Genomic DNA, 8,851 nt, shown 5'->3' on the forward strand with positions numbered 1-8,851 from the left:
ATTTTCCTTATAGTTTGATACCGTTTTCACGTAATGCGTCTGCAAAAGCCGCTATCACACCGTGATACAAATAGCCGTTTCTGTCGAATAATGCCGTTTCTATTTTTTTAGCTTTTAGAGTTTTTGCAAATTCTTTAGCCAAAGTTACGGCGCCTTCTTTGTTTGCTTTTACGCCTAGTTTTCTGCCGTCAGCTGCCGCTATAGTTACGGCTGCTACGTCGTCGATAGCTTGGACGTAAAGAGTTCTGTTTGATTTGAAGATAGAAATTCTAGGCAATACCGCAGTGCCGGAAATTTTGGCTCTGATTCTTCTTTTTCTCTTGATTCTAAGAGCGAGTTTTCTTTTTAATACATTTGCTGTCATTATCTATCCCTTACTTCTTAGATGTCTTACCGGCTTTGCGGATGATGCGCTCTTCTACGTATTTAACGCCTTTGCCCTTATACGGTTCAGGCGGTCTGTACGCTCTGACTTGAGCTGCGATCTGGCCTACCACTTGCTTATCGTCGCCTTTGATAGTTATGATGTTTTTCTCTACGCTGATTTCAACGCCTTTTGGCACTTCGTGATTTATCGGGTGAGAAAATCCTAAAGTAAGCTCAAGCACTTGGCCTTTAGCTGCGGCTTTGTAACCGACGCCGTTGATCTCAAGCTGGCGAACAAAACCTTTTGTGATGCCGATGACGATATTGTTTGCAAGCGCTCTATAAGTGCCCCAGTAGGCTCTATCTTGTCTCTCGTCGCTCTTTGGAGAAAATACTATGTGAGCATCTTCGACCTTGACGTCTACGTGCCCTTTTGTGTCAAGCTCTTTTAAATGAGCGCCTTTTTTAAATTTAAGGACGTTGCCTTCTACGCTGACTTCTACTCCGCTTGGAATAGCTATCGGCTGTTTTCCTATACGTGACATTTTTTTCCTTTTTACTTGTCTAGGGTATGTCTACTTTTACGAATGGATACCGCAATACCATAAAAATAGAAATGAATCGAAGCGATAAAAACCGCCTCAAACACTTTAATTTTCTCGTCAAATTTGACTAGCCTTTTTTTGGATTTATTTCCTAAAATTTGGCGTCAAATTTGACATCGTCGTTTTTAAATTTAGCTTTGGCAAATTTGGGTAAATTTGCAAGCCAAGCTAAATTTGGGAAGCTTTTTAAATTTGAGCTTCCGATTTTAAATTTTATAAATTTGACGGCGAAAATTTTTCGTAAATTTTATAAATTACGAAAACCTGCCGAGTCAAATTCCATTTTAAAGATTTAAAAACGATGCCCCGCTGTAAATCCAGCAAGCTCACCGCTTCAAGCTTCTTTTTAAGGTAATCTAAAACGCTACTCCGTCGTAAATACGACAAGCCTACCGAATTAGATTGCATTTTCAAGGATGCAACAACGATGCCCCGCATCGTTGTTGTCCATTACCACACAGAGCAGAGGATTTCGCCGCCTACGCCAGCTTTGTGAGCGTCTTCATTGCTCAAAACGCCTTTGCTGGTGCTAACGATGATCGTTCCGTAGCCGTTTTTAAATCTCTTGATCTCGTCTTTTCCCTTATAAACGCGGCGACCCGGGCTTGATACGCGCTTAAGCTCGTTAATCACGCTTCTGCCGTGCTCGTCGTATTTTAGAACTACGTTTATAAATTTCTTTTTATCTTCTTCTACGACGTTGTAGCTCTCGATATAGCCTTTAGCCGCAAGGATAGATAAAGTAGCCTCGACGACGTTTGAATGAAGAAGCTTTGTAGTTTCAAGTCTTCTCATTGCGGCGTTTCTAATGCGAGTTAGTCCGTCTGAAATTAAGTCGTTTAACATTTCTCTTCCTTACCAGCTTGCTTTTTTTAGACCCGGGATTAGTCCCTCGTTAGCCATTTTTCTTAGGCATACGCGGCAAATTCCAAAATCTTTATAAACCGAATGCGGACGTCCGCAAATTTGGCATCTCGTATAGCCGCGAACCGCAAATTTAGGCTTTCTGGCAGCCTTTGCTATCATTGATTTTTTCGCCATATTACTTTCCTTTCGCAAACGGCAAACCAAATAGCTCAAGCAATTTGAATGCCTCTTTGTCGCTGTTTGTCGTCGTGACTATAACTATATTCATACCGTGAGTGCGTAAAATCTTATCGTACTCGACCTCAGGGAACATTAGCTGCTCGTTAAGACCGAAGTTGTAGTTTCCGCGTCCGTCAAAGCCGTCTTTTGGAAGGCCTCTAAAGTCCTTAACTCTCGGTAGCGCGATAGAGATTAGTTTGTCTAAAAACGCAAACATATTCTCTTTTCTAAGCGTTACTTTTACGCCAACAGGGAAACCCTCGCGCACTTTAAAGCCAGCAACCGATTTTTTAGCGTCGGTAACTACGGCTTTTTGTCCAGCTATTAGCGAAATAGTATCGGCGATGTTTTGAAGTTGCTTTTGATCTTTAGCAGATTCGCCAGCGCCTACGCTTATCACGATCTTTTCGATCGCAGGGATTAGCATAGGATTTTTGATGTCGAATTCTTTAGCCAAAGCAGGCTTTACGACCTCGTTATATTTAGCTTTTAATCTATTCATTTTCAGCCCTCAACTTTTGCAACGTTTGAGATATCAATAGGCATCTCTTTATTGATAAAGCCGCCGTTTGGGGTCTTTTCGCTAGGTTTTATAGCTTTTTTTGCTACCTTGCAGCCCTCGACGATGACTTGTCCTTTTTTGGCTAGGACGGATAAAATTTTACCTGTTTTACCTTTGTCGTCGCCTGCGATGATCTTAACGGTATCGCCTTTTTTTACTTTAAATTTAACGTTAGCCATTATAACACCTCCGGAGCAAGCGAAACGATTTTCATAAAGTTAGCGTATCTAACCTCACGGCCGACCGGTCCAAAGATACGAGTACCGATAGGCTCGCGTTTGTTATCTAGGATGACGGCTGCGTTTTCGTCAAAGCGGATTAGCGAGCCGTTATCTCTTTGAACCTCTTTTTTAGTTCTAACGACGACTGCTTTTACCACTTGACCTTTTTTGATCTTACCGTTTGGAAGCGCCTTTTTGACCGAGCAGATGATAACGTCGCCAAGCGTCGCGTATCTTCTCTTGCTGCCGCCCAAAACTTTAATGCACATTAGCTCTTTCGCGCCGCTATTGTCGGCGACCGTAAGCCTCGTAAAAGATTGTATCATTACTCAACCCCCGTCGCTAAAATAGTCTTTAAGCGGAAAGATTTTCTCGCGCTTAGCGGTCTGCATTCGATAGCTACGACCGTATCGCCCGCTTTTGTTTCGTTCTTTTCGTCGTGAATCATATATTTTTTAAAGCGTTTTACGAATTTGTGGTATCTTGGGTGCATAACGCGTCTCTCAACCAAAATCGTAGCCGTCTTATCGCCGGCCTTTTGTAAAACGACACCTTGAATTTCTCTTTTTAATGCCATTTCTCACCCCTTACTTTGAAGCGCTAATTGCAGTGTTGATTTGCGCTATTTCCTTGCGGACGGCGCTAATCTCGTTAGGGTTGCTTAGCTGCATAGTTTTTAGCTTTTGTCTTAAAGTAAATAAAAGCACCTTTTTCTCTTTCAATAACGCGTTAAGTTCTGCAACGCTTTTGTCTTTAATATCAGTATATTTCATTTTCACTCTCTCGCGTTACGATTTTAGTCTTAAACGGAAGTTTGTGGATCGCTAGGGTTAGAGCTTCACGCGCTAATTCCTCATCTACGCCCGCCATTTCGACTATTATACGACCTGGTTTTATGTTCATAACCCACTCTTCGACTCCGGCTTTACCTTTACCCATACGAGTTTGTAGAGGTTTTTTGGTTAGCGGCTTATCTGGGAAAACTCTGATCCAAGTTTTAGCCTGGCGTTTTACGTGGCGGGTTAGAGCCACACGAGCCGCTTCGATCTGGCGCGAATTTACGCGGCCTGCTTCTACGGCTTTTATTCCGATCTCGCCCATAGCAAGATCAGCGCCGCGAGTAGCTTTACCGCGGTTTCTGCCTTTCATCTGTTTGCGAAATTTAGTTCGTTTTGGCATCAACATGATTATTTACCTCTTCTTGCTCTGCGCGGTTTTTTATCGGCTTTTTCTTCTTCGTTCTTTTCAGGTTGAACGCCTTTTTGAAGAACCTCGCCTTTAAATATCCACACTTTTATACCTATGTTTCCATAAGTCGTATGCGCTTCGGCAACGCCGTAATCGATCTTAGCTCTTAGAGTGTGAAGCGGAACGCGACCCTCTAAGTACCACTCTGTTCTAGCGATCTCAGCGCCGCCAAGACGTCCTGCAACTGAAATTTTGATACCTTTAGCGCCTGATTTTTGAGCGCCTTGGATAACTTTTTTCATCGCGCGTCTAAATGCAACGCGTTTTTCAAGCTGCATAGCTACGTTTTCCGCAGCTAGTTGAGCCGAAGCTTGAGCTTTTCTTTCTTCTTTGATATTTACGTTTACTTCTTTGTTGATCAGCTTTTGGATATCCTCTTTAAGCTTCTCTACGTCAGAGCCCTTTTTGCCGATGATAATACCAGGGCGAGCTGCTACGACGGTTACGCGAATTTTCTTAGCGGTTCTCTCGATCAAAATTTGAGAAACGCCCGCGTAGTAAAGTTTCTTTTTCAAGAAAGCGCGAATTTTGTAGTCTTCGCCGATATTTTCAGCCAAAGTTCCTTTAGCAGGAAACCATCTTGACTCCCAGTTGCGGTTTATTCCTAGTCTTAGACCTATCGGATTTACTTTCTGACCCATATTACGCTTCCTTCTTTTCAGGTTTAGATACTTCTACTAAGATATGAGAAGTCGGTTTGCGGATTCTGCTTGCGCTTCCTCTCGCTCGCGGTCTAAATCTTTTTAATACTGGGCCCGCATCCACGCGGCAGCTTGTTACGATAACCTCTTCAGGCTCGAATCCGCCGTTAGCTACCGCAGAGCTGATAGCCGTAGCGATAAATTTGGCGCCGCGGTTTGGCATAAAGCTAAGGCTAGCTAGCGCAAATTCTGCGTTCATGCCTTGTACTTCTCTTGCGATTAGTCTAGCTTTAGTCGGAGATAGTCTTACGAATTTAATAATTGATTTGCTCATCTTATCCCCTTACTTACCGATTTTCTTTTGCACTGAGCCTTTGTGACCCTTAAATGTGCGCGTAGGAGCAAATTCGCCTAGTTTATATCCGATGTGGTTTTCCGTAACGTATACTGGAATGAAACTCTTGCCGTTATGAACGTTAAACGTTAGGCCTATCATTTCAGGCACTATCGTGCTGCGTCTAGACCATGTTTTTATCGGCTTGTTGTCGTTAGCTTTTTTAGCGGCAACGACTTTTTTCATTACATGCTCATCGACAAAAGGTCCTTTTTTGAGTGATCTTGCCATCTCTATTTACCTTTCCTTCTTGAAATTATAAGCTTATCGCTAGCCTTTTTGCGGCGAGTCTTAGCACCTTTGGTCGGTTTACCCCATGGAGTAACAGGATGACGGCCTGAGTTTTTCTTGCCCTCACCACCGCCGTGCGGGTGATCTACCGGGTTCATCGCAGAACCGCGAGTTTGAGGACGGATACCTCTGTGGCGATTACGTCCGGCTTTACCGATAGTTACGTTCGCCCAGTCTTCGTTACCTACTACGCCGATACTAGCCATGCACTCTGCGAGTACTTGTCTCATCTCGCCGCTTGGCAAGCGAAGCATTACGTATTTTTCCTCTTTACCCATTAGCTGAGCATAACCGCCGGCTGAACGAGCCATCTGAGCGCCCTTGCCCGGTTTTAGCTCCACGTTGTGTACGATAGTACCAACCGGGATGTTTCTTAGTTTCATCGCGTTGCCAGGTTTTATGTCTAGACCCGCTTCGGCTGCTGCTACAACATCGCCAACGTTTAGTCCGTTTGGTCTGATGATATAGCGTTTTTCGCCGTCTTTATAAGCGATAAGCGCGATGCGGCAGTTTCTGTTCGGATCGTACTCGATAGCTTCGACTTTACCTTCGATACCGAATTTGCGGCGTTTAAAGTCGATGATTCTATAAAGTTTCTTCGCTCCGCCTTCTTTATGTCTAGAAGTTATTCTACCATTGCTATTTCTACCGCCGCTTACAGGGATCTTTACAAGCAGGCTTCTCACGCTAGGTTTAGCAGTGATATCCTCGCTTGATAAGCCCGTCATAAATCTGCGGCTAGGTGTATAAGGTTTATAGGTTTTTATCGCCATCTTACGCCTCCGTGTTTTCTAGGCTTGAGCCTTCAGGCAACTGAACGTAAAATTTCTTTATCTCGTTGCGTTGTCCTTCTCTTCCTTTGAAACGCTTAACTTTTCCGTCGATTCTAAGCGAATTTACGCGAAGCGGCGTTACTCCAAAATACTCTTTCAAAATTTCTTTCAGCCTATTTTTAGTCATCTTAGGCGAAGTTTGTATAACGACCACGCCTTGCTCTTGAAGACCGAGAGTTTTTTCCGTATATAAAATCGTTTTGATATCAGTTATATCTGCCATTTCAGCCCTCTTTTATTATAGTTTCAAGTGCGGCCTTCTCGATAACGACGGCACCGTAAGTCGCCACTAAGTAAGCGTTTATCTCGCTCGCATCGATTAGATAGCAGTTTGATAGATTTCTAAACGCCAATAGCGTGTTGTCGTCAAGCAGATCTTTTACGACCAAAGCGTCTCTCAAATTTAACGCGCTGATTATTTTAGCCGCGTCTTTAGTCTTGCCGCTTGCGATCTCTATGCTATCTACCGCGAAAATTTTACCCGCGTTAGCTTTTTCGTTTAGCGCGAACTCAAGCGCCAATCTTTTTTGCTTTTTATTGACCTTTTGGAAGTAGTTTCGCTCGTTGCTCGGACCAAACGCCACTGCGCCGCCTACCCAGACGTTAGTTCTGGTTGAGCCCGCTCTAGCGCCGCCGCGACCTTTTTGTCTCCACGGTTTTTTACCGCCGCCGCTTACGAAAGCTCTGGTTTTGGTGTGAGCCGAATTTGAACGCATACCGGACAAATAAGACTTAACGTAAAGATATAGGTTGTGCGGGTTGATCTCAGCGTAATTAGCCGGTAGATCAAGCTCGCTAGCTTTTTCAAATTTTTCGTTTAATACGCAAACTTTACTCATTTTACTATCCTTATTCTGCCCATTGCGCCGTTATAGCCAGCGACGCTGCCTTTTAAAACCAAAATTCCGTTTTCGGCGTCAAAGCTTACGATCTCGTTTTTAACGGTAACTTTTTCGTTTCCGGTGTGTCCGGCCATCTTCATACCAGGCTGAACGCGTCCCGGCCACTCGCGGTTACCGATAGAGCCGTGTCTTTTGTGGAAGCGAGAACCGTGACTTTTCGGACCGCCGCCAAAGCCGTGTCTTTTCACGACGCCTTGATAGCCTTTACCTTTTGAGCTGAAGCTAACTTTTAAAATTTTAGCCGAGCTAAGCGGACTAAAATCAAGATCGCCTGCCTCTTTATTGGCGACTTGTAGGGTTGCGAATTTATTAAATTCCGCCGTTAGGCTATATTTTTTTTGCTGACCCTCTATGGCTTTATTTTTTGCTTTACCTTTAGCATAAGCTACTATCGCGCTGCCGCATTCGCTCACTTCGCAAACTTTAGCGTTTACGACCTTTAGAAGCGTAACAGGGATGCTCGGGTTATTAACCGTTCTGCTCATGCCTATTTTTTCTACGATATATTCCATCTTTCACCTCGCCTTTATTTGCCCATCGCGCGGACTTCGACGTTAACCTCAGGGGCTAAGTCAAGCTTTGTTAGCGAGTCGACGGTATCGGGCGTAGCCGCTACGATATCTAGCATTCTAGCGTGAATTCTCATTTCAAACTGCTCGCGTGAGTCTTTGTTGATGTGTGGTGATTTTAAGACCGTGTAGCGTTTGATCTTCGTAGGCATCGGCACCGGACCTCTGACGTCGGCGCCCGTTCGTTTGACAGCTTCTACTATGGCTGCAACTGTGCGGTCGAGAACTCTATGGTCATAAGCTTTAAGCTTAAGCCTGATTCTTTCCATTTTCTTTCCTTTGAATAGAACTTGTCGCAAACATACGACACTTCTTACTTGTGTAAGAGACTCGGATTTTATCCAAATGGCTTTTTAATGTCAATATTTTGAGCAAATTTGGTGAAATTTAATAAAATTATTTCCTTTTTATAAGGAAGATTTTGTGAACTTGGTTGAAAATTTGATGCGAAATATTTAAATTTGGTTTGGGATAAATTTGGACAGTTTAAAGTCATGTCCAAATTTTAAAAATCACCTTGAGCCTTGTTTTAAAAGTTCGTACATTGCGCAGGTTAGTTGCCAAAGCTTAACGCCTTCTTCAAAAGATTGAACAACATTGTCGGTAGCCCCGGCAGCGCATGCTCTTTGATAATATTTCATTGCGTCGTTTTTCTCATTTATTTTTAAATATACATCGCCCAAAAAGCTGCAAGCAGTAAAATCCGGCGTGATGTCGCAACTTTTTTAACACGCCCAAATCCCTCCAAAAACGCTTGCTTCTCATTTATGCCTGAAACATGCTTATTGATATACAAAAATCCGAGATTTCTACAACCGAGCGCGTCGTTTCCGATGTCGCAAGACTTAGTATATAACTCAAATGCTTTTTTGTAGTCTTGCTTTACGCCCTTTTCGTTGTCATACATAGAGCCCAGATTATTACACGATCTGTAGTTTCCATTATCGCAGCCTTTTTTATAAAATTTCATCGCCTTGCCGTAGTCTTGCTTTACCCCATACACCTCAAAGGCAAAATCATAAACTCCGCCCACCACGCCGCACGCCATCTCGTCCCCGGCATTACACTTGTTTTCATAGTCCTTTAGTATATTTGCCATCGGATTATCTATCGCCAAAGCACTTATTAACATT

The 8,851-nt window shown here is 43.4% G+C and carries 19 protein-coding genes; all 19 read right to left on the minus strand.

What is annotated here, in order from left to right; all coding sequences use genetic code 11:
* Positions 1-7: 7 nt before the first annotated feature.
* On the minus strand, positions 8-364 hold the full coding sequence (gene rplR, locus Q0338_RS09820; protein WP_002943585.1) for a 50S ribosomal protein L18: 357 nt from the start codon (positions 362-364) through the stop codon (positions 8-10).
* 10 nt (positions 365-374) lie between these two features.
* Positions 375-911: a 50S ribosomal protein L6 gene (gene rplF, locus Q0338_RS09825; RefSeq protein ID WP_002943347.1), complete on the minus strand. Its 537-nt coding sequence runs from the start codon at positions 909-911 to the stop codon at positions 375-377.
* Positions 912-1,421: 510 nt separating this feature from the next.
* A complete protein-coding gene (rpsH, locus tag Q0338_RS09830; RefSeq protein WP_002943159.1) occupies positions 1,422-1,817 on the minus strand; it encodes a 30S ribosomal protein S8 in 396 nt (131 codons plus the stop codon).
* Between the two features lie 9 nt (positions 1,818-1,826).
* Positions 1,827-2,012 carry a type Z 30S ribosomal protein S14 gene (locus Q0338_RS09835; RefSeq protein WP_002941532.1) on the minus strand — a complete coding sequence of 62 codons (186 nt, stop codon included), beginning with the start codon at positions 2,010-2,012 and terminating at the stop codon, positions 1,827-1,829.
* A 1-nt stretch (position 2,013) separates the two neighbouring features.
* Positions 2,014-2,559: a 50S ribosomal protein L5 gene (gene rplE / locus Q0338_RS09840; RefSeq protein WP_002947103.1), complete on the minus strand. Its 546-nt coding sequence runs from the start codon at positions 2,557-2,559 to the stop codon at positions 2,014-2,016.
* Between the two features lie 2 nt (positions 2,560-2,561).
* On the minus strand, positions 2,562-2,798 hold the full coding sequence (gene rplX, locus Q0338_RS09845; RefSeq protein ID WP_002943173.1) for a 50S ribosomal protein L24: 237 nt from the start codon (positions 2,796-2,798) through the stop codon (positions 2,562-2,564).
* Positions 2,798-3,166 (minus strand): 50S ribosomal protein L14, encoded by a 369-nt coding sequence (gene rplN / locus Q0338_RS09850; RefSeq protein WP_002947105.1) that lies wholly within the window; start codon positions 3,164-3,166, stop codon positions 2,798-2,800. Before rplN ends, rplX begins: the two co-directional genes overlap by 1 nt.
* Entirely contained in the window at positions 3,166-3,417 is a 252-nt protein-coding gene (gene rpsQ, locus Q0338_RS09855; RefSeq protein ID WP_009494830.1) for a 30S ribosomal protein S17, read from the minus strand. The genes rplN and rpsQ overlap by 1 nt, the downstream gene beginning before the upstream one ends.
* Before the next feature lie 10 nt (positions 3,418-3,427).
* Positions 3,428-3,613, minus strand: coding sequence for a 50S ribosomal protein L29 (rpmC, locus tag Q0338_RS09860; protein ID WP_002953667.1), 186 nt, complete (start codon positions 3,611-3,613; stop codon positions 3,428-3,430).
* A complete protein-coding gene (rplP, locus tag Q0338_RS09865) occupies positions 3,600-4,025 on the minus strand; it encodes a 50S ribosomal protein L16 (protein ID WP_002947109.1) in 426 nt (141 codons plus the stop codon). The genes rpmC and rplP overlap by 14 nt, the downstream gene beginning before the upstream one ends.
* A gap of 2 nt (positions 4,026-4,027) precedes the next feature.
* The gene (gene rpsC / locus Q0338_RS09870; protein WP_009494829.1) at positions 4,028-4,729 is read right to left on the minus strand and encodes a 30S ribosomal protein S3; all 702 of its coding nucleotides are present in this window, start codon (positions 4,727-4,729) and stop codon (positions 4,028-4,030) included.
* Between the two features lies 1 nt (position 4,730).
* Entirely contained in the window at positions 4,731-5,063 is a 333-nt protein-coding gene (gene rplV / locus Q0338_RS09875; RefSeq protein WP_002947114.1) for a 50S ribosomal protein L22, read from the minus strand.
* Positions 5,064-5,072: 9 nt separating this feature from the next.
* A complete protein-coding gene (gene rpsS / locus Q0338_RS09880; RefSeq protein WP_002947116.1) occupies positions 5,073-5,354 on the minus strand; it encodes a 30S ribosomal protein S19 in 282 nt (93 codons plus the stop codon).
* A 2-nt stretch (positions 5,355-5,356) separates the two neighbouring features.
* The gene (gene rplB, locus Q0338_RS09885) at positions 5,357-6,187 is read right to left on the minus strand and encodes a 50S ribosomal protein L2 (protein WP_122873084.1); all 831 of its coding nucleotides are present in this window, start codon (positions 6,185-6,187) and stop codon (positions 5,357-5,359) included.
* Position 6,188: 1 nt separating this feature from the next.
* Positions 6,189-6,470 carry a 50S ribosomal protein L23 gene (locus Q0338_RS09890; RefSeq protein ID WP_002953664.1) on the minus strand — a complete coding sequence of 94 codons (282 nt, stop codon included), beginning with the start codon at positions 6,468-6,470 and terminating at the stop codon, positions 6,189-6,191.
* Position 6,471: 1 nt separating this feature from the next.
* Positions 6,472-7,086, minus strand: a complete 615-nt coding sequence (gene rplD, locus Q0338_RS09895; protein ID WP_122867136.1) for a 50S ribosomal protein L4 — start codon at positions 7,084-7,086, stop codon at positions 6,472-6,474.
* The gene (gene rplC / locus Q0338_RS09900) at positions 7,083-7,661 is read right to left on the minus strand and encodes a 50S ribosomal protein L3 (RefSeq protein WP_002943472.1); all 579 of its coding nucleotides are present in this window, start codon (positions 7,659-7,661) and stop codon (positions 7,083-7,085) included. Before rplC ends, rplD begins: the two co-directional genes overlap by 4 nt.
* A gap of 14 nt (positions 7,662-7,675) precedes the next feature.
* Positions 7,676-7,987 carry a 30S ribosomal protein S10 gene (gene rpsJ / locus Q0338_RS09905; protein WP_002947121.1) on the minus strand — a complete coding sequence of 104 codons (312 nt, stop codon included), beginning with the start codon at positions 7,985-7,987 and terminating at the stop codon, positions 7,676-7,678.
* Between the two features lie 395 nt (positions 7,988-8,382).
* Positions 8,383-8,851: tetratricopeptide repeat protein (locus Q0338_RS09910; protein WP_298086579.1), on the minus strand; the 469-nt coding region annotated here is incomplete at its 5' end.

This window comes from uncultured Campylobacter sp., assembly GCF_938018145.1.
Taxonomy (GTDB): Bacteria; Campylobacterota; Campylobacteria; order Campylobacterales; family Campylobacteraceae; genus Campylobacter_A.

What these genes read in the sequence shown, in the direction of transcription:
- rplR (WP_002943585.1), bottom strand. Translation starts at nt 364, where the DNA reads ATGACAGCAAATGTATTAAAAAGAAAACTCGCTCTTAGAATCAAGAGA.
- rplF (WP_002943347.1), bottom strand. Translation starts at nt 911, where the DNA reads ATGTCACGTATAGGAAAACAGCCGATAGCTATTCCAAGCGGAGTAGAA.
- rpsH (WP_002943159.1), bottom strand. Translation starts at nt 1,817, where the DNA reads ATGTTAAACGACTTAATTTCAGACGGACTAACTCGCATTAGAAACGCC.
- Q0338_RS09835 (WP_002941532.1), bottom strand. Translation starts at nt 2,012, where the DNA reads ATGGCGAAAAAATCAATGATAGCAAAGGCTGCCAGAAAGCCTAAATTT.
- rplE (WP_002947103.1), bottom strand. Translation starts at nt 2,559, where the DNA reads ATGAATAGATTAAAAGCTAAATATAACGAGGTCGTAAAGCCTGCTTTG.
- rplX (WP_002943173.1), bottom strand. Translation starts at nt 2,798, where the DNA reads ATGGCTAACGTTAAATTTAAAGTAAAAAAAGGCGATACCGTTAAGATC.
- rplN (WP_002947105.1), bottom strand. Translation starts at nt 3,166, where the DNA reads ATGATACAATCTTTTACGAGGCTTACGGTCGCCGACAATAGCGGCGCG.
- rpsQ (WP_009494830.1), bottom strand. Translation starts at nt 3,417, where the DNA reads ATGGCATTAAAAAGAGAAATTCAAGGTGTCGTTTTACAAAAGGCCGGC.
- rpmC (WP_002953667.1), bottom strand. Translation starts at nt 3,613, where the DNA reads ATGAAATATACTGATATTAAAGACAAAAGCGTTGCAGAACTTAACGCG.
- rplP (WP_002947109.1), bottom strand. Translation starts at nt 4,025, where the DNA reads ATGTTGATGCCAAAACGAACTAAATTTCGCAAACAGATGAAAGGCAGA.
- rpsC (WP_009494829.1), bottom strand. Translation starts at nt 4,729, where the DNA reads ATGGGTCAGAAAGTAAATCCGATAGGTCTAAGACTAGGAATAAACCGC.
- rplV (WP_002947114.1), bottom strand. Translation starts at nt 5,063, where the DNA reads ATGAGCAAATCAATTATTAAATTCGTAAGACTATCTCCGACTAAAGCT.
- rpsS (WP_002947116.1), bottom strand. Translation starts at nt 5,354, where the DNA reads ATGGCAAGATCACTCAAAAAAGGACCTTTTGTCGATGAGCATGTAATG.
- rplB (WP_122873084.1), bottom strand. Translation starts at nt 6,187, where the DNA reads ATGGCGATAAAAACCTATAAACCTTATACACCTAGCCGCAGATTTATG.
- Q0338_RS09890 (WP_002953664.1), bottom strand. Translation starts at nt 6,470, where the DNA reads ATGGCAGATATAACTGATATCAAAACGATTTTATATACGGAAAAAACT.
- rplD (WP_122867136.1), bottom strand. Translation starts at nt 7,086, where the DNA reads ATGAGTAAAGTTTGCGTATTAAACGAAAAATTTGAAAAAGCTAGCGAG.
- rplC (WP_002943472.1), bottom strand. Translation starts at nt 7,661, where the DNA reads ATGGAATATATCGTAGAAAAAATAGGCATGAGCAGAACGGTTAATAAC.
- rpsJ (WP_002947121.1), bottom strand. Translation starts at nt 7,987, where the DNA reads ATGGAAAGAATCAGGCTTAAGCTTAAAGCTTATGACCATAGAGTTCTC.